The organism is Pseudomonas sp. DWP3-1-3b3, assembly GCF_049896305.1.
In the GTDB taxonomy this organism is placed as follows: Bacteria; Pseudomonadota; Gammaproteobacteria; order Pseudomonadales; family Pseudomonadaceae; genus Aquipseudomonas; species Aquipseudomonas azotoformans_A.
Genome location: NZ_JAFCUA010000001.1, coordinates 853,984 through 871,714 on the forward strand (window position 1 = coordinate 853,984; position 17,731 = coordinate 871,714).

A 17,731-nucleotide genomic window follows, 5' to 3' on the forward strand; every position below is an offset into this window, starting at 1 on the left:
GCTCACCCTGCTGTTGCCAGGTTGGAACTGTTTTCCGCCAAGGTGTCCGGCGTACAACGTAAATCCCCAATCATCAACACATCACTCTCCTGTCGCGTATTACTCGGGTCGAGCCGGAATTGGCACAACAGCTGGTTGGCATAGCGCACTTCCAGGGTCGGCGCGCCGGCCGTCATTTCCATCGAGAAGAAACCGTCCACTTCACTTACCGCGCGGCTGGCGTGGTTGATCACTTGGTGGCCTCTAAGTGGCTGGCCTGTTTCGTCGATCAGGCGGCCGAGTACCGTCACGGTTTTCATCACACTGATCTTGCGGTACTCCACGCCCCCCTTATTCAGGTGGTAGTTGCTGCGCGCTGGCTGGATGTTGGCGGCCGGCGGGTGGTTGCCGTCGAAGTCGAACGCGAGGGTGCTGCTCTTGTAGGCGGTGATCGGCACAAAGTTGCGCCCCGGTCGCAGGCGTGTGCTGCCGCCGGTGAGGTCGTCGGCACGCAGGGTGATGTCGTCGAGGTCGGTTTCGACGTCGACGATCATGCCCGCGCCACCATTTTGTGGCTGGCTGCTGAGCACCAGGTTGTTGCCGCCCACCGCCACGGTGCTGCTGAGGTTCAGGCCACCGGACAGGCGACCGTTGAAGGACGACCGCTGTGCGTAGGTGTCACCGTACAGCGCATCATTCTGAAAGCTGGCGCGACCGGACAAACCTACGCCGTAGGTATAGGCCAGCACCGTGCCGGAGACGCTTTGCAGCAAGTGGTCTTCAAGGGTCTTGGTGTAAGTGAGCGAGCCGTTATGGTCGCGGGTACCATCGCGCGCGGTGCGGGTGCCGATACTGGCCGACCACTGCTCGCCCGGTGAACCGAGGGCCACGCTGACACTGAGATCGACGCCACGGTTGCGGTTGTCACCGGTGCTGGCAGTAGCGGGCCGGTCGAACAGCGACAGGCGCCAGTTGGCATCGCTGCCAAAAAGCGTGCCACGCTCGGTCCAACCGAGGTCGAGACCGATCCCCTCGATGTTGCCTTGGCTGTAGGACAACCGCGAGTTGATCGAACTCGTGTTGCTCATGCGATGGTTAAGGGACAACGACGTATTACTGGTCTGGCCGATAAACACGTTGCGCTGACGCACGCGCGTGCCGTCCGGCAGCACCTCGTAGGTATTGGTGGTGTCGAGCCAGCTGCGGTTGTGGCTGAACACCACGCTGCCTGCGCCATAGTTGTACAGGGTTTGCAGGTCCAGGCCGGTGCCGTGGTTTTGGGTCTGGTAGACGTTGGCATACAGGCTGAGGCTGTTGCCCAGGGTCCAGTCGATGGAGGTGCCGTATTGCATGGCTTCGCGCACTTTGCGCGTGGACAGGCCGAGGATCACCCGTGGGTGCGCCAAATAATTGAGGCCGGCGCCGTAGGTCAGGAAACCGCTGGACTGCTCGTCCCAGTTGCTCAGCAGTTTGCTTTCGCGCCCGACAAAGGTGTTGTAGCGCCAGCGCTCGTCGAGGTTGCGCCAGTTGTTGGGCTTATAGATCAGCTCCTGGGTGGTGGAGGTGGTGAGGCCATCTTCGATCAGGCGCACTTCCACTTCGTATATACCGCCGGGCAAGGGCCGCGTATCCAGGGTTTGCAGGCCGGCGGCGACCGGCTGCGTATTGATCAGCAGGCCGGCACGGTAGATCTCCACCGAGGCTTGGCGGCTGGCGGTGACGTACACCGGATACACGCTGGGCTTGGGGTTGTTGATCACCAGGCTGTCGGAGCTGCCATACATCAGCCCCATGGCGGTATCGGGGTTGGCGCCGAACGAGCGGATCTGCCGGGTGAGGCCGTTGGAGCCGGGAGTGAAATAGCCCAGGCGCACGAAGTTGCCTTCGAGTTCGCGCTGGGTGTAGAGCTCGTGCATGGCGTGATACAGCGTGGTGTCGTTGCCGCCGATACGCGACAACTGCAGGTTCATGGCCTGGGTCCAGTTGCCAATGCTGGAGCTGGCGACAAGGCCATAACGGCCGCCGACGGCTTCGTTCTCGCCACCGGTAACGTTCAATTGGTTATTGACGATCAGGCCAAGACTGCCGGTGTCCGGTTGATCATAAAACTGCTTGATCTGGGCATTGCGCTCGACGTTCTCGGTGAGAATCGACACCAGAGAGTTTTCCAGGCTGTAGTGCACGGCCAACAGTTGCGACGGGCAACTTTGTTGGCAACTTCCCAGCCGCAGGCCTTGTTGCAGAAGTTGCTCCCAAGTTGCACGAGTGGTGGCAGAGACGGGGCTATCGCCGATATCATTGAATTGCAGCAGGGTAATACGATCATCGCGCCCTAATACAATCATGGCTTCGCCCAGGAACTGTTGATCCAGTTCCACGCGCACGGCCAATGGCACATCGAAAAAGTGTTGTTCAAAATCTTCTGGCAGTCCCTTGGACTGAGATAACAGACTGCCGGGCGTGGTGCCGGGGGTCGCTGGCGCGGCCAGCGCACTGGCGCACAGCAATAGCGCAAGCGCGCCCGCAATTGGCGTCATCGAAAACATGGACGGAATACTCGTCGGTACGAACAGTCGGGACGGTTGAACCAGGCCGGCGTTCGGGGAGGAAGGCGCCGGCCGGTCTTTTCATGCCCCCATGGCCAGGGCGGCCTGGGGGTTACGCACCCGCTGGAATCAACGTGGTACTGCGTCGAAGATCACGGTGTAGCTGGCGGTGTACAGGCCGTTCTGGGTGTCTGCCGGGCGAGCCGGAGCAATCACCAGGTCAGCCTGGGTGCCGGGCGTGGACTGCGGATCATCGACCACTTCCTGCGAAGTGCCGGTCAGGACCACACCGTTGAAGGTGTTGGTCAGGGCAATGCTGTCCGAACCATTGTACAGCGCAGCGGCGGTTGGGCCGCCTTCGATGTAGGCATTGACCGAACCGTCGGTGTTTTTCACATCGAAGGTTGCCCGCAGGGAACTGAGTTCACCGCTGACAGGGTTGTAGTTCATGGTCTCGTCTTTACCGAAGTTCGGGTCACGAGGCTGGGCGTGGAACTGCTTGGTTGGAATGTCGGCCGTGATGCTGATGGACGAACGTGCGTCATCGGCAGCGATGGCGATGGAGGAACTCAGGGCGGCCGCAACGAATGGGACAGCTACGGCGAGTGTCTTGAACATGGTGATTACCTGTCATCTAAAGAGGGGTTCTTAGAAGCAGTTGAAAAACGACATATTTTCCAACTATTTGCATTGCAAGTCAGCGACTTGTTCAACGCCAGGCAAGTATCCAGCTCACGTTATTTAAAGTAAGCAGGCAAATTCAATTAGTTGCGTAGCCTTGTAACACTACAACTGATAGGAAAGTTATGGCATTTTGCCAAAACTTAAAATATAGCTGTAAGACAAAGACTACGCGAGACTAAATGAGAATGTTTTAGTTGCACTCTTATCCGTAAGAATAGGATTACACCCAATAAAAAACAACTGCATTTATTAGACTTAACCCACTTAATGCTTAACTTGAGTAGTTGCTCTAGTTTATCTCGCCGTCATGCGCGAACACCTGCGAGACGGCATGCCGTCCGTCGGGCGCTCTTGCCAGCTCTCTAAGATATATCTTACGTTATATCTAGACACACACAGAGGCGCCTACCCATGCGAGACCATCCTCACCAACGCGACGGTTTTGACCCGCGCTCCGGCCGCGGTCGCGGCCCCCGTGTATTTGCACCCGGCGATTTGAAACTGCTGCTGCCGGCACTGATCGCCGAACAGCCTTGCCACGGCTACGACTTGATCCGCCAGATCGAAAGCCTGTTCGACGGCGCGTACACCCCCAGCCCCGGCGTGATCTACCCGACCCTGACCTTCCTGGAAGAAAGCGATTTGATCCAGGGCGACGCCGACGGCGGAAAAAAACGCTACACAATCACCGACGCCGGTCGTCTCTTCTTAAGCGAGCAAGCGGTCGCCCTGGACGGCGTGCGCATGCGCATCGACGTGAGCAAGCGTTCACTGCGCGGCCAAGACCGCCCACCGGAGATCCACGAGGCGGTGCACAACCTGCGTCATGCCCTGCACTCGCACCACGGGCGCTGGAGCCCGGAAGAAATCATTCGTGTCGCGGCGCTGCTCAATCGCACCGCTCAAGCCATTGCCGACGGGAAAGAGCAATGAATACTCAAGTCATCCACCGCGTTACCCACGAAATCAAACGCCGCCGCCTGCAAGTGTTGCGGGTGGTCGACATCACGCCACGCATGCGTCGTATCACCCTGGGCGGGCCTGAGCTGGCGGGGTTTGTCAGCCTGGGGGCCGACGATCACATCAAGCTGCTGTTCCCACAGAACGCCGCCGAGCAGGCTGCACTGGAAAGCCCGACCTTCACCATCAAGGGCGACGGCCCGCAGCCGGCCATGCGCGACTACACGCCGCGTCGCTTTGACCTGAGCATCGGCGAACTGGATATCGACTTCGTGCTGCACGGCGATGGCCCCGCGTCCACCTGGGCCGAGCAGGTGCAGGTCGGCCAGCACCTGTTCATCGGCGGGCCACGGGGCTCGTTGATCGTGCCGGATATTTTCGACAGCTATCTGCTGATCGGCGATGAAACCGCCCTGCCGGCCATTGCGCGGCGCCTGGAAGAGTTGTCGGCGGGGCGTAAGGTGCTGGCGGTGATTGAGATCGCCAATGCGCAAGAAAAGCAGCCGCTGCAAAGCGCTGCCGATGTTGAAGTGATGTGGGTGATCCGTGGCCAGGACGACCTGCTCGACACCGTGCAGAAACTGACGCTGCCGAGTGGTTCGCTGTACAGCTTCGTCGCCACTGAAACCAAGTTGTCACGCCGTGTTCGCCGTGTGCTGCTGGACACGCACCAGGTCAATGAGGACTACCTCAAGGCCGTGGGTTACTGGCGTGCCGATGGCAGCGAAGAGGAATGATCAGCGCCGGGGCTTGATCAGCTTATCCAGCCCCACCACCACCAACGCGATCAGCACAAAGCCCAGCAAAATCCCCCCGGCATTCACAAACACCTGTGGATAGCCGAGGGTGCTCACGTCAATGAACGGGTACTGATACTGCCCGAGCAGATCCCCCCGCAGCAGTGCGTAAGCGAAGTACACCAGCGGGTAAATCACCCAGCCGCCGATGTGCTTCAAGCGTAAATCACCCTTGGGCACACACCGCCACCAGTAGATGAAAAACAGCACCGGCATCACGTCGTGCAGCAACTCATCGGCGATGAACTGGAAGCCCTCGGGCTGCCACAGATGGCGCAGCAGCAGGTTGTACGCCAGGCCTACCACCAGGATGCTCACGGCGATGCCGCTGCTGATCACCGGCGCGAGGAAAAACCGCTTCGCAGGGGAATCACGGCTCACCCGCGCATAGCTCAACACCACCACCGCCAGGGTGTTGGTGAGCACGGTGAAGAAGCTGAAAAAGTTGATCAACCCGCCCAACAGGCTGGCACCGGATTCCCAGCGCGAATAGAGAATCAGGTATTGCTGGATCGCCAACCCCGCCCAACCGGCCAGCGCCGCTGCTGCCACGAACCGCTTCATCGAATCAATCCAGCGGGCGTTTGGTGCGCATCAGTTTTACGTACAGGCCTTCGACTTTCTCCCGCGCCCACGGAGTTTTGCGCAGGAACGTGAGGCTCGACTTGATGCTGGGGTCGCTCTTGAAACAGCGGACATCAATGCGCTTGGCCAGGCCTTCCCATTCGTAGTGTTCCACCAGGGTGGTGAGGACGTGTTGCAGGGTCACGCCGTGAAGTGGGTCGTTGCTTGTCGCGGTCATGCCAGGCCTTTTGCAAAAAAGTAGAAATACAGCCGCTCACTTTAGCACGAAGAAAAAAGTTCCCGTTCTCAACGAAAAAGAGATGTTATATTGTAACTATAACTTTCAAATCTTTTAGTCGTTTTGCCAAGGAATGTGTCCGATGTCCCTCTCTTCTCTCTGGCGCTTGTCCCCGCTTGCCGCCGCCCTGTTGATCGGCTCCGAAGCCCACGCGCTTGAGCTGCAACCCCAAGTCATCACCGGCAACCCGTTGGGCAGCGAGCAGCTCGCCTCGCCCACCACCGTGCTGGAAGGCGATGACCTGACCCTGCAACAAAAAGGCAGCCTCGGCGAAACCCTCAACAAGCAGCCGGGTGTGTCCTCTTCGTACTTTGGCCCAGGCGCCAGCCGGCCGATCATCCGGGGCCAGGACGGCGACCGCATTCGTATTCTGCGCAATGGCGTGGGCGCGCTGGATGCTTCGTCGCTGTCCTACGACCACGCGGTGCCGCTGGACCCGGTCAACGTCGACCGCATTGAAATCGTGCGCGGCCCGGCCGCGTTGCTGTACGGCGGCAGCGCCATCGGCGGCGTGGTCAACACCTTCGACAACCGCATCCCGACCGAAGCCATCGAAGGCATCCACGGTGCCGGTGAACTGCGCTACGGCGGCGCCGACACCACCCGCAGCAGCGCGGGCAGGCTGGAAGCCGGCAACGGCACCTTTGCCTTGCACCTGGATGCGAATGCGCGGGAATTCAACGACCTGAAAATCCCCGGCCAGGCCCGCAGCCGTCACGCCCCGGAAAGCGACGACGCACCGGGCAAAAACGGCCGCCTGGGTAACAGCGACGGGCGCCAGGACGGCGGTGCCGTGGGCGGTTCCTACACCTGGGACGACGGTTATGCCGGTTTGTCCTACAGCAATTACGACGCGAACTACGGTTCCCCGGCCGAGCAGGACGTGCGCATCCGCATGAAGCAGGATCACTACGCCTTCGCCTCGGAGATCCGCAACCTGCAAGGCCCGTTTACCTCGGTAAAACTCGACGCGGGTTACACCGACTACGAACACCGCGAAATCGAAGGCGGCGAAACCGGCACGATCTTCAAGAACAAAGGCTACGAAGCCCGCGTTGAAGCCCGTCACCAGCCGATTGGCCCGCTCGATGGCGTGGTCGGTGCCCAAGTCACCCGCAATGAATTCTCGGCCCTCGGTGAAGAAGCCTTCGTACCGCAGACCGACACCACGGCCGGCGCGCTGTTCATCCTCGAAGAAATGCAGGCCACCGAACGCCTGAAACTCAGCCTCGGCGGACGCCTGGAACACACCAGCGTCGACCCGGATGCCAAGGGCAACGCACGTTTTGCAGGGGCCGACAAATCCAACGATTTCACCGCCGGCAGCCTGTCTTCCGGCGCGGTCTACACCCTCACGCCGGTCTGGTCCCTGGCCGCGACCCTGGGCTACACCGAACGTGCACCGACTTTCTACGAGCTGTACGCCAACGGCGCCCACGTTGCCACCGGCACCTACGAGCTGGGCGATGCCAACCTGAAGAAAGAAAAAGCCGTGTCCAGCGACCTGGCGCTGCGCTTTGACAACGGCACTCACAAGGGCAGCTTCGGCGTTTTCTACAGCCGCTTCTCCAATTACATCGGCCTGTTGGGCAGCGGTCGCACGCTGAACGATGAAGGTGAAGAAGACGCCGGGGGCATCCCTGAGTACAAATACTCCGGCGTGCGCGCCCGTTTCGCCGGCTTTGAAGCCCAGGATCACTGGAAGCTTGGCGAAAGCGCCTACGGCAAGTTTGCCTTGGAACTGTCGGGCGACTACACCCGCGCCACCAACCTGGACACCGGCGAAGCCTTGCCGCGTATTGCACCGCTGCGCTTGAACAGCGGCTTGTTGTGGGAACTGGACCGCTGGCAGGCGCGCATCGACGTGGAACATGCGGCGGGCCAAGGCCGTGTGCCGGATAACGAGAGTGGCACCGATGGCTACACCACCTTGGGGGCGAGCGCGGGTTATCGCTTCAACATGGGTGGCAGCCAGTGGTTGGCGTTTGTGAACGGTGAAAACCTGACCAACCAGACGGTGCGGTATGCCAGCTCGATCCTGCGGGATATTGCGCCAGCGCCGGGGCGGAGTGTGCAGTTCGGCATTCGTACGACCTTCTAACCCACACCATCACTCCCTCTGTGGGAACCGGATTTATGTGTGAGCTGGCTCGCCTGCGATGCGGCCACCTCGGTGTTTCAGTAATACCGAGGTGATGCTATCGCAGGCAAGCCAGCTCCCACAAAGGCCCTACCACACTCAGCTTTTGCAGCGACACTTCGTCACTGTTACCAATTCAGAAATGATGCATATCGCGATTCGTCCTTTCTCTCCAAGACAACTCCCTTTATCCTTGCCCGCAACAAACTGAAACGTTTCACTTCCGCGGTCGACCCCATCTTGCCGAATTCCCCCTCTGCCCAAGACAGCGCTGTCTTACACCGACCTGCGCCTGGGGATAAATCGCCCGCCTGTGGATAACCCCACTTATCCCCAGAAAAACCGAATTAACGCTGAACCAAGCCCGTGTCGAATCGTCATCTACAGTGAAGAAACACGGGGATACATAATTCCAACGTCACGGAGAAACACACTATGAGCACTGATGGTGCTTCGAGCCCTAGCCGCCTGCTGCCCAGGCTGCTCGGCGTCTTGCTGCTGATCATGGGCCTGGCCTTGCTGGCCGGGGGTATCAAGCTGACGATGCTTGGCGGGTCGCTGTATTACCTGCTGGCCGGTATCGGCATCACCCTGACCGGCATCCTGTTGCTGGCCACCCGTCGCGCCGCGCTGGGCCTGTACGCACTGGTGCTGTTTACCAGCACCGTGTGGGCCTTGTGGGAAGTCGGCCTGGATTGGTGGCAGTTGGTGCCGCGCCTGGCGCTGCTGTTCGCCTTGGGCATCGTCATGTTGCTTCCGTGGTTTCGCCGTCCGTTGCTGCGTGGCCAACCTGCCCCGCTGGGCACTGGCGCGCTGAGCGTGGCCGTGGTGCTGGCGGGTGCTACCGCCCTGGCCAGCCAATTCACCAACCCCGGTGAAATGGTCAAGACCGGCCAACTGGACCGCGACGCAGTCCCTGGCATGGCCAGCGCTGCACCGTCCCAGGCCGATGGCGACTGGAACTCCTACGGCCGTTCGGCCTACGGCGATCGCTACTCGCCACTGGCGCAGATCACGCCGGAAAACGCCCACAAGCTGGTGCCGGCGTGGACGTATCGCACCGGTGACATCCCTGGCCCGAACGATCCAGGCGAGACCACCGCAGAAAACACCCCGCTGAAAGTCAACGGCATGCTCTACGTGTGTACGCCGCATAGCCAGGTGATTGCGCTGGACCCGGACACCGGCAAGGAAATCTGGCGCTTCGATCCCAAGATCAGCAGCATGGGCGCCGAGAACTTCAAGGGCTGGGCCCACATGACCTGCCGTGGCGTGTCGTATCACGATGACGCTGTGTACGCTTCCGAGCAGAGCCCAACCGGCAGCGCCAGCCCGGCTGCCGCACCGAATGCCTGCCCGAAACGCATCTTCGTACCGACTGCCGACACCCGTCTGATCGCCCTCAACGCCGACACCGGCAAGATGTGCGAAGACTTCGGCGACAAAGGCCAGGTCGACCTGCGTGCCAACATTGGTGGTTTCGCCCCAGGCGGTTACTACTCCACCTCGCCACCGGCCGTGACCAAAAACCTGGTCGTGATCGGCGGCCACGTCACCGACAACGTCTCCACCGACGAGCCGAGCGGCGTGATCCGCGCGTTCGACGTGCACACCGGCAAGCTGGTGTGGAACTGGGACAGCGGCAACCCGGACGACACTACCCCGTTGGCCGAAGGCAAGACCTACACCCGCAACTCGCCGAACATGTGGTCCATGTTCGCCGTGGATGAAAAACTCGGCATGCTCTACCTGCCGATGGGCAACCAGATGCCCGACCAATACGGCGGCGACCGTACCGAAGACTCGGAAAAATACAGCGCCGGCCTGACCGCCCTGAACATCGACAGCGGCCACGTGAAGTGGACCTTCCAGTTCACTCACCATGACCTGTGGGACATGGACGTGGGCGGCCAGCCGTCGCTGATCGACATCAAGACCGAAGCCGGCGTGAAGCAGGCGGTGATGGCGTCGACCAAGCAAGGCAGCATCTACGTGCTGGACCGTGCAACCGGCCAGCCGGTAGTGCCGATCCACGAAGTCGCTGTACCGCAGGGCGCAGTGGCTGGCGATCACACTTCGCCGACCCAACCGAAATCCGACCTGAACTTCATGCCACCGCCGCTCAAAGAGCGTGACATGTGGGGTGTGACGCCGTTCGACCAACTGCTGTGCCGCATCGATTTCAAATCCATGCGCTACGACGGGGCCTTCACGCCACCTTCGCTGCAAGGTTCGATCGTTTACCCAGGTAACTTCGGCGTGTTCGACTGGGGTGGCATTTCCGTCGACCCGGTGCGCCAGATCGCGTTCGTGAACCCGAGCTACATGGCGTTCAAATCCAAGCTGATTCCGGCCGCCGACATTGCCAAGCAAGGTCCACGCGTCAGCGAAACCGAAGGCGTGCAGCCGAACAAAGGCGCGCCGTACGGTGTGATCCTCGAAGCGATGCTGTCGCCAATGGGCCTGCCGTGCCAGGCACCGACGTGGGGTTACGTGGCGGCGGTCGACCTGACCACCCACAAGACCATTTGGATGCATAAGAACGGCACCGTGCGTGACAGCGCGCCGGTTCCGATCCCGTTGACCATGGGCGTGCCTAGCCTGGGTGGCACCTTCACCACCGCCGGTGGTGTGGCGTTCCTCAGCGGTACGCTCGACCAGTACCTGCGTGCCTACGACGTGAAAAACGGTAAGCAACTGTGGGAAGGCCGCCTGCCAGCGGGCGCGCAAACCACCCCGATGACCTACACCGGTAAAGACGGCAAGCAATACGTGCTGGTCATGGCCGGCGGTCACGGTTCCCTGGGGACCAAGCAGGGTGACTATGTGATGGCGTTCAAACTGCCGGAATAAGCTTTACTGGCGGTAAAAAAAGGCGGCGCCCCTCAACAGGTCGCCGCCTTTTTCTTGGGGTCAGTGTTCGATCACATCCCCGCGCATCACGGCCAACCGTGCAATCAGACGGTTTTGCACCGGCACCGAGATTCCCTCGCTGTCCATCGCCTTGATCAAATCCTCCACCAACGCATTGAAGTCACTGCGGCTCACATTCTGCCCCTTGTGACTCTCGGCCATGCTATCCCCGGTGTAAGTGCACGGCCCGCCCGCTTCCACACAGAACTGCTCGATCAATTTGTTGCGCAGGCGCTGTATATCAATGCGCCGGAAGCGTTCGACGATACGTTCATCGCGGGCGATGTTGAGCAGCATGCCCTCAACGATACGCGTGATACCCGGCATGGCGCCGAGGTCGCGGTACAGGCTGTCGTCCTTGGGCGGTTGCTGAGCGCAGGCACTGAGCAGCATGACGAACACCACAGGCAGCCAACGCATCAGAAACTCCCCTGCACAGACAAGTAGGTACCGTTCTGGTTATCCAGCGTGGCGATTTCGCCCAGGCGTGCGTAGGCCAATACGAACGACACATGCTTGTTGGGAAAGTAGCCGACGAACACATCCGCCCAGTCACTTTCGCCGGCAAACGACAGGTTGTCGGGCTTCTCGCGGTACTCCACGCCCACCGCCCAGCGCGGGTTGAGCAGCAACGCCAGCGAGCCTTCCTTGAGCAGGCTGCGGCTGTCGCGGCGGTCGCCGCCAAAGCCTAGCAAACCGGTTTCATTCGCCCGGCTGTAGCGCAGGCTGCCGTTGACCAGCACGTTGTAGCCAAACGCGGCGCCCATGAACAAGCGACTGGCGGCGAGGTAGCCTTCAACGTCGCTGTCACGCTTGGCGCCCACCAACTTCGGGATGTCGAAGTTGGTCTGGTGCTTGTATTCCAAGCCCAGGGACACTTGGGGCAAATCGTCGTAGATCACGTCGCCAAACAGTCGCACCTTGAGGCCCAGCACGTCCTGGCCAAGGTTGTCTTCGGGCAGGTTGAGCGTGTGCACCAGCGTGCCGAGGTCGAAACGCTGGCGGGCGAAAGACACTTCGACGCGGTTGTCATACGCCAGCGCCAACCCGGCCACGTCCAGCCGATAGTCCGGCAGGTTGACCGTGGTGGCGAACGCCGTGGCGCCCCACTCGTGCTGTTCGCCATACCCGGCCAGCAGCGCCCACGGCGTGATCCCGCCGCCCGCCGTACCTTCAATGCTGCTGGCGCCACCCGTGGCAATCAGACGGCCGTTATCGGCCCACGCCGTTTGCAGGGTCAGTGCACCAAGGCAACCGATCAGAAAAGAAACACGCACCGTCATGCCACTCAATGAACCAGGGAAGTTTGCGCACTGAGGGGCAAGGCCACCCAGGCTTCGAAGGCGTCGGCACTCAAAGGCCGACTGATCAGGTAACCCTGGGCCGTGTCGCACTGCCAACGCTCCAGCAAGCGCAGGCTGTGGGCGTACTCAACGCCCTCGGCGACCACCTTGAGGCCCAGGTTGTGACTCATCTCGATGGTGGAGCGCACGATCACCGCGTCTTCACTGGTTTCATCGAGGTTGCGCACAAAGGATTGGTCGATCTTCAACTCTTGCACCGGCAGGCGCTTGAGGTGGGCCAATGACGAATAACCGGTGCCGAAGTCGTCCACCGACAGGCCGATACCGCAGTCGCGCAGCAAGTTGAGTACCTTGAGGGCTTTTTCCGGCTCGCGCATCACCGCGCTTTCAGTGATTTCGAACAACAGCTGTTCCGCCGGCAAGCCGTAGCGACGCAACAACGCCGACACGCGGTGGGCCAGTTCATCGCCGAGCAGATCATCGGCCGAGATGTTCAGCGACAACTGTAGCGACAGGCCACGCCGGTTCCATTCGCACAACTGGCGAATGCCCTCTTCGATCACCCATTGGGTCAGCAACTGGATGCTGCCCGAGCGCTCGGCCAAGGGGATGAACTCCGCGGGCGAGACCATGCCAAATTGCGGGTGTTGCCAGCGCAACAGGGCTTCGGCCTGGCGCACGTGGCCCTGGCGAATATCCAGTTTGGGCTGGTAGTGCAGCAGCAGTTGGCCCTGATTAGGCGCGTGGCGCAGGTCGCGGATCAAGGTGATTTGCCGGCGGTGCGCCAGGTCACGGCCCTGCTCGTAAATCTGCAAGCGCCCCGGCATCTGCGCGGCATCTTTCATGGCGATGGCCGCGCGTTCCAGCAAGGTTTGGGGACTTTCGCCATCGGCCGGGTAGGCCGCGATGCCCAGGCGGCAATCCAACGCCAGGTCATGGCCATTGATGCGCTGGGGACGCAGCAACAGTTGCTGAAGTTTGTCAGCCATGCCCACCGCCTCGTCACTGCCCGCGCCTTCCAGCAGCAGTAGGAACTCATCGGCAATCAGGTGCGCCAAGGTGTCGCCGGGGCGTAGCGCCGCCTGCAGGCGCTGGCTCACCGTCAACAGCAATTGGTCCACGGCTTCGGGGCCGGCGGCTTCGCTGGCGGCGCGCAGGTTGTCGATGCCCAGGTAAATCAGCGCCATCGGTCGTTGCAGGGCAATCGCACTGCCCAGGCGCTCCATCGCCAGCGCACGATTTGGCAGGCCGGTGAGACGATCATGCAGGGCGTTGTGCGCCAGCTGTTGTTCACGCTCGGCAATCCCGCTTTGCATGGTGTTGACCGCCAGCGCCAGGCGCCCCAGTTCATCACTGCGCGCCAGCACGACCGGGGTCTGGTAGTCGCCGCTGCGGATACGCTCGGCCGCCAGCGCCAGCGCCTGCACCGGGCGCGACACCGTACGGGCCAGCAGCAAGGCACCGACCAGCGACGCTATCAGCGCGACCAAGGCAATCCCGAGGATCTTTTCATCCAGCGGCACAAACGCCTGCATCGCCGCGTCCAGCGGACTTTGCAGCAAGGCCAGGACTTTACCGTTTTCATCACTGGCCAGGACCAACGACTGACTCAGAAAGCTGTGTTCAAGATGATCGGTGGTCGACACGCCACGGCGCGTAGAGTCGCCTTGCATCAATACACTGATACTCTCGCGCAGCACCTGTGGCTGGGTGCTGACCAACTCGCCAGGGCGGTCGTGGTCAATCGCCAGGAACGAGACTTCCAGGTTGCTCAACGAACGCAGCTCATCGGCAAACGCTGCGTCCATGCTGAAACCCATCACCACCCGCGCAATCGGCAATGGCGCCAGCACCGAAGCCTCCACCAACAGATGCGGCTCGCCTTGCAACGGCACCATCAACATCGCCTGGCGATTGCGTCGTGCTTCGCGCAACGCCTGGTCGTAACGAAAGGTCGAGCCCTCCGGGACTTCCTCCAGGGTGCTGGCCAGGACTTTGCCGTCCATGCCCAGCAGGATCATGTCGCTGGCGTTGATGCGCTTGCCGTGGTTGAGCAGCACCGAGCGCATCGTCGCCGAATCGCCACTGGCGACCGCATCGCGAAAACCGAAGTCGGCGGCCAACAGCTGAACGCCGTCAGCCAGACGCCGGCCACGAACATCGAGCAAGCGCTCGAACACCCGCGTGCCCACATCCAACTGGGACAGGGCCTGGCCGTGTACCGCCGAGCGGGTCGCCGCCTTGACGCTGAAATACAGCGCGCCGATCACCACCAGCGAGAGCAGGATCAGCACACTGGCGACACGCGCCTGGAAACTACTGCGCAGTTTCACGGGCGGCTCGATTGAAGGCATCACCAAAGGCGCTAGGCGTCGGCGGTAGATCCGCGGACGCAGGCTCCAGGCTCATTGAAACCCGATGGCTCAGGCCCGCAGCGGGGATTTTCAAGGTACCGCCGTCCAGCGGCTGCATACCCGCCAACTGCGGGTGCCACAGGGTCAGGTGGTAGTCACCGGCCGGCAGTTGCTCCAGGCGCACACGTCCCTCGGCATCGCTGACACCGAAGCGAGGATCATCGGTCACGTAGATATAGCCGAGCATCCAATCATGGATATTGCAGCCCAACACCACGACCCCGGGCTTGTCGAACAGCAGCGGGTCGGATGGTGTGCCCTCGTATAGCCGCAGCTCAAAGCGCTTGGCGGTGGAAAACGAATAGACCTGATGACGAATGTTGTCGCTATTGGGGAAGCGCACCTGCGTGCCGGTATGCACCGCCAACACATGAGGCGCGAAGCGTTGGCCGCGCTGGTCCATATCCGCCTTGAGCACACCCTCGGGCGCACCAACCGGGCCCTGCACGGTCACCACCGCATCGGTCACCGGGCGGCCATCGGCCTGGTAAGCCAACACCTCAAGCGTCGCCGCAGGCACAAGGCCGGCCGCCGCCAGCAACAGCGCAGCAAGGGATAACAGAGAGAAAATCCGAGCCATGGTCGATCCGCAGAAAAGGGCTAAAAGAGCGGCCAGCCTTGGCACAACAGCATTGAACTGCGAGCATGATGACGTAAATAAGGCCAATTGCCATCACTGGACATGCATCAATACATGACCGCCGGTCGGCAAAAACCTATGCAATCGGTCAGGCTCTGTAGAGGTTATCGGCCCCGTCTTGAAAATCTGTAGTCGATGGGAAGGGCTTATCTAGATCGGCACCCGTTCGCGACGCATCCACATCTCGAACGCCATGGCATTCAAGGGCCGACTGATCAGGTAGCCCTGCGCGGTGTCGCAATTCCACTGTTTGAGCAGCTTCAGGCTGGGGGCGAATTCCACGCCCTCGGCGACGACCTTGAGCCCAAGGTTGTGGCTCATCTCGATGGTGGAGCGCACGATCACCCCGTCGCCACTGGTGTTGTTGAGGTTACGTATGAAGGACTGGTCGATCTTCAACTCCTGCACCGGCAGGCGCTGCAATTGCGCGAGGGATGAATAGCCAGTGCCGAAGTCATCCACCGACAAACTGATGCCGCAGCCGCGCAACTGCTCCAACACACTGAGGGCCTGTTGCGGGTTGTGCATGATCGCGCTTTCGGTGATCTCGAAAATCAGTTGCTCGGCCTCCACCTGATATTGCATCAACAGCGCAGTGACACGAATCGCCAGGTCATCATCAGCCAAATCATCCACCGAGATATTCACCGACAGCTGGATCAGCATGCCGCGCTGCGACCACTCGGCGATCTGGCGGATGGCTTCTTCAATCACCCACAGGGTCAGGCTGCCCATGCTGCCAGTGCGTTCGGCCAAGGGGATGAACTCTGCCGGAGACACCTGGCCGAGGGTCGGGTGCTGCCAGCGCAACAAGGCTTCGGCCTGGCGTACGTGGCCATGCTTGAGGTCGAGTTTGGGCTGGTAGCACAGGAACAACTCACCCTCGATGGCCGCTCGACGCAGGTCACGGATCAGGGTGATCTGGCGTTGGTGGGCCAGGTCGCGGTCCTGCTGGTAGATCTGCAAATGCCCCGGCAGGCTGGCGGCGTCATGCCGGGCGATGGCGGCGCGGCTGATCAACTCTTCCACTTGCTGGCCGTCGGCCGGGTAGGCGGCGATGCCGATGCTCACTTCGTGGCGCAGCTCGTCATGGCCGATGCGCTGCGGCTCGGTGAGCAGCGCGTAGAGACGGTCGGCGCGGGCCACGGCGCGATCAACCTCAGTGTTTTCCAGTAACAGCAGGAACTCACTGCCGGCGATACGCGCCGCCGTATCGCTGGCCAACAGGCTCATGGACAGGCAGCGACTGGCTTCGCGCAGCATCTCTTCAACGCCTTCGGGGCCGAAGCCTTCGTTGATCACCCGGTAGTTTTCGATGCCGACGTACAGCAACACCACCGGCCGTCGCGCACTGATCGCACTGCCCAGGCGTTCCATGGCCAGGGCGCGGTTGGGCAAACCGGTGAGCGGGTCGTGCAAGGCGTTATGCGCCAACTGCCGCTCGCGCACGGCAATACCGCTTTGCATGGCGTTGAAGGCGCGGGCCAGCAAGCCGAATTCATCGTGACTGCGCACTCGCACCGGTGTGCGGTAATCACCGGCACCGATACGCTCGGCCGCCTGCACCAGGGCATTGAGCGGGCGCGATACCCGTCGCGCCAGAAACAGCGCGCCGGCCAACGACACCAGCAGCACTGCCAGGGCAATCCCGAGGAACTGCCGGTCCAGCGGCGCAAAGGATTCCAGGGCATGGTCGAGTGGGCTTTGCAGCAGCACGCGCACTTCATCGCCATCGTCGGTGTTGGCCAGCGGCAGCACCTGGCTGAGTACCCGCTGGCCATAGAACAAGTGGATTTTCGACTCGGGGTCGACATGCCCTTCGCGCAACAGGCTGAGGGTGGCGGCCTGGTAAGCATCCGGTTGAGTGCTGAACAATGGGCCGGGGATGCCGTTTTGCACGCTGAGGAACGACACCTCCAGATTACTCATGGAACGCAGTTCATTGGCGAACAGCTTGTCCATGGGAAAGCCCATGACGATGCGTGCGATGGGCAACTCGTCGAGCACTTCATCCTGCACCAGCAGGTACGGCCGGCCATCCAAGGCCACGATCAGCATCTGCAGGCCCGTGCGCCGGGCATGGCGCAGGGCATCGTCATAGGGGAACGGTTGGCCGCGCGTGAGGATGGGCAAAGTGCTGACCATGACCTTGCCGTCCAGGTCCAGTACGAAGACCTCGCTGGAACGGATGCCCGTGCCGTGGCGACGCAATGCAGCCAGAATCGGCACAGTCTTGCCTTCGGCCACAGCTTGTTTGAACGGGAGGTCGACGGTCAGCCAGTCGAGCCCGTATTGCAGGCGCCGCCCGCGCAGGTCGATGAGGCGCTCGAACACTTGGCTGCCGGTTTGCAACTGGACTTGGGCCTGGTTTTCCACGGCGCGGGTGGTGGCGGTCTTGACGGCGAAATAGGTGGCGCCGACCACCACCAGCAGTAACAGCGCCAGCACCCCGGCGATGCGGGTTTGGAACGTATGGCGCCACCTCATTGCAG

13 protein-coding genes are annotated in these 17,731 nt (G+C 61.4%); 4 read left to right on the plus strand and 9 right to left on the minus strand.

Features of this window, described 5'->3' with window-relative positions:
* Nucleotides 1-2 precede the first annotated feature (2 nt).
* Together ACP7BX_RS04180 and ACP7BX_RS04185 are read right to left on the minus strand one after the other, a co-directional pair.
* The gene (locus tag ACP7BX_RS04180) at nt 3-2,525 is read right to left on the minus strand and encodes a CS1-pili formation C-terminal domain-containing protein (protein ID WP_426128361.1); all 2,523 of its coding nucleotides are present in this window, start codon (nt 2,523-2,525) and stop codon (nt 3-5) included.
* Between the two features lie 129 nt (nt 2,526-2,654).
* Nucleotides 2,655-3,143 carry a CS1 type fimbrial major subunit gene (locus ACP7BX_RS04185; RefSeq protein ID WP_038846003.1) on the minus strand — a complete coding sequence of 163 codons (489 nt, stop codon included), beginning with the start codon at nt 3,141-3,143 and terminating at the stop codon, nt 2,655-2,657.
* Between the two features lie 477 nt (nt 3,144-3,620).
* On the opposite strand from ACP7BX_RS04185, the gene ACP7BX_RS04190 reads away from it, so the two are divergent.
* Nucleotides 3,621-4,142: a PadR family transcriptional regulator gene (locus ACP7BX_RS04190; protein ID WP_426128359.1), complete on the plus strand. Its 522-nt coding sequence runs from the start codon at nt 3,621-3,623 to the stop codon at nt 4,140-4,142.
* Nucleotides 4,139-4,906 (plus strand): siderophore-interacting protein, encoded by a 768-nt coding sequence (locus ACP7BX_RS04195; RefSeq protein ID WP_426128357.1) that lies wholly within the window; start codon nt 4,139-4,141, stop codon nt 4,904-4,906. Before ACP7BX_RS04190 ends, ACP7BX_RS04195 begins: the two co-directional genes overlap by 4 nt.
* Here ACP7BX_RS04195 and ACP7BX_RS04200 read toward each other — a convergent pair whose 3' ends face one another.
* A complete protein-coding gene (locus ACP7BX_RS04200) occupies nt 4,907-5,530 on the minus strand; it encodes a Pr6Pr family membrane protein (RefSeq protein ID WP_133074536.1) in 624 nt (207 codons plus the stop codon).
* 4 nt (nt 5,531-5,534) lie between these two features.
* Nucleotides 5,535-5,768 carry a VF530 family DNA-binding protein gene (locus ACP7BX_RS04205; RefSeq protein WP_426128355.1) on the minus strand — a complete coding sequence of 78 codons (234 nt, stop codon included), beginning with the start codon at nt 5,766-5,768 and terminating at the stop codon, nt 5,535-5,537.
* Between the two features lie 142 nt (nt 5,769-5,910).
* On the opposite strand from ACP7BX_RS04205, the gene ACP7BX_RS04210 reads away from it, so the two are divergent.
* On the plus strand, nt 5,911-7,929 hold the full coding sequence (locus tag ACP7BX_RS04210) for a TonB-dependent receptor (RefSeq protein WP_061435442.1): 2,019 nt from the start codon (nt 5,911-5,913) through the stop codon (nt 7,927-7,929).
* A 474-nt stretch (nt 7,930-8,403) separates the two neighbouring features.
* Nucleotides 8,404-10,821 (plus strand): glucose/quinate/shikimate family membrane-bound PQQ-dependent dehydrogenase, encoded by a 2,418-nt coding sequence (locus ACP7BX_RS04215; protein ID WP_426128353.1) that lies wholly within the window; start codon nt 8,404-8,406, stop codon nt 10,819-10,821.
* 60 nt (nt 10,822-10,881) lie between these two features.
* Here ACP7BX_RS04215 and ACP7BX_RS04220 read toward each other — a convergent pair whose 3' ends face one another.
* The 5 genes from ACP7BX_RS04220 to ACP7BX_RS04240 all read right to left on the minus strand — a co-directional run bounded on the left by ACP7BX_RS04220 (nt 10,882) and on the right by ACP7BX_RS04240 (nt 17,726).
* Nucleotides 10,882-11,301, minus strand: a complete 420-nt coding sequence (locus ACP7BX_RS04220) for a group I truncated hemoglobin (protein WP_269132946.1) — start codon at nt 11,299-11,301, stop codon at nt 10,882-10,884.
* Nucleotides 11,301-12,164, minus strand: a complete 864-nt coding sequence (locus ACP7BX_RS04225; RefSeq protein WP_269132945.1) for a DUF3034 family protein — start codon at nt 12,162-12,164, stop codon at nt 11,301-11,303. The genes ACP7BX_RS04220 and ACP7BX_RS04225 overlap by 1 nt, the downstream gene beginning before the upstream one ends.
* Before the next feature lie 5 nt (nt 12,165-12,169).
* The gene (locus ACP7BX_RS04230; protein ID WP_426128351.1) at nt 12,170-14,518 is read right to left on the minus strand and encodes a putative bifunctional diguanylate cyclase/phosphodiesterase; all 2,349 of its coding nucleotides are present in this window, start codon (nt 14,516-14,518) and stop codon (nt 12,170-12,172) included.
* A complete protein-coding gene (locus ACP7BX_RS04235) occupies nt 14,502-15,179 on the minus strand; it encodes a methylamine utilization protein (protein WP_426128349.1) in 678 nt (225 codons plus the stop codon). Before ACP7BX_RS04235 ends, ACP7BX_RS04230 begins: the two co-directional genes overlap by 17 nt.
* Nucleotides 15,180-15,389: 210 nt before the next feature.
* Complete coding sequence (locus tag ACP7BX_RS04240; RefSeq protein ID WP_426128346.1) at nt 15,390-17,726, minus strand: putative bifunctional diguanylate cyclase/phosphodiesterase; 2,337 nt, start codon at nt 17,724-17,726, stop codon at nt 15,390-15,392.
* Between the last annotated feature and the right edge of the window lie 5 nt (nt 17,727-17,731).

What these genes read in the sequence shown, in the direction of transcription:
- ACP7BX_RS04180 (WP_426128361.1), bottom strand. Translation starts at nt 2,525, where the DNA reads ATGTTTTCGATGACGCCAATTGCGGGCGCGCTTGCGCTATTGCTGTGC.
- ACP7BX_RS04185 (WP_038846003.1), bottom strand. Translation starts at nt 3,143, where the DNA reads ATGTTCAAGACACTCGCCGTAGCTGTCCCATTCGTTGCGGCCGCCCTG.
- ACP7BX_RS04190 (WP_426128359.1), top strand. Translation starts at nt 3,621, where the DNA reads ATGCGAGACCATCCTCACCAACGCGACGGTTTTGACCCGCGCTCCGGC.
- ACP7BX_RS04195 (WP_426128357.1), top strand. Translation starts at nt 4,139, where the DNA reads ATGAATACTCAAGTCATCCACCGCGTTACCCACGAAATCAAACGCCGC.
- ACP7BX_RS04200 (WP_133074536.1), bottom strand. Translation starts at nt 5,530, where the DNA reads ATGAAGCGGTTCGTGGCAGCAGCGGCGCTGGCCGGTTGGGCGGGGTTG.
- ACP7BX_RS04205 (WP_426128355.1), bottom strand. Translation starts at nt 5,768, where the DNA reads ATGACCGCGACAAGCAACGACCCACTTCACGGCGTGACCCTGCAACAC.
- ACP7BX_RS04210 (WP_061435442.1), top strand. Translation starts at nt 5,911, where the DNA reads ATGTCCCTCTCTTCTCTCTGGCGCTTGTCCCCGCTTGCCGCCGCCCTG.
- ACP7BX_RS04215 (WP_426128353.1), top strand. Translation starts at nt 8,404, where the DNA reads ATGAGCACTGATGGTGCTTCGAGCCCTAGCCGCCTGCTGCCCAGGCTG.
- ACP7BX_RS04220 (WP_269132946.1), bottom strand. Translation starts at nt 11,301, where the DNA reads ATGCGTTGGCTGCCTGTGGTGTTCGTCATGCTGCTCAGTGCCTGCGCT.
- ACP7BX_RS04225 (WP_269132945.1), bottom strand. Translation starts at nt 12,164, where the DNA reads ATGACGGTGCGTGTTTCTTTTCTGATCGGTTGCCTTGGTGCACTGACC.
- ACP7BX_RS04235 (WP_426128349.1), bottom strand. Translation starts at nt 15,179, where the DNA reads ATGGCTCGGATTTTCTCTCTGTTATCCCTTGCTGCGCTGTTGCTGGCG.
- ACP7BX_RS04240 (WP_426128346.1), bottom strand. Translation starts at nt 17,726, where the DNA reads ATGAGGTGGCGCCATACGTTCCAAACCCGCATCGCCGGGGTGCTGGCG.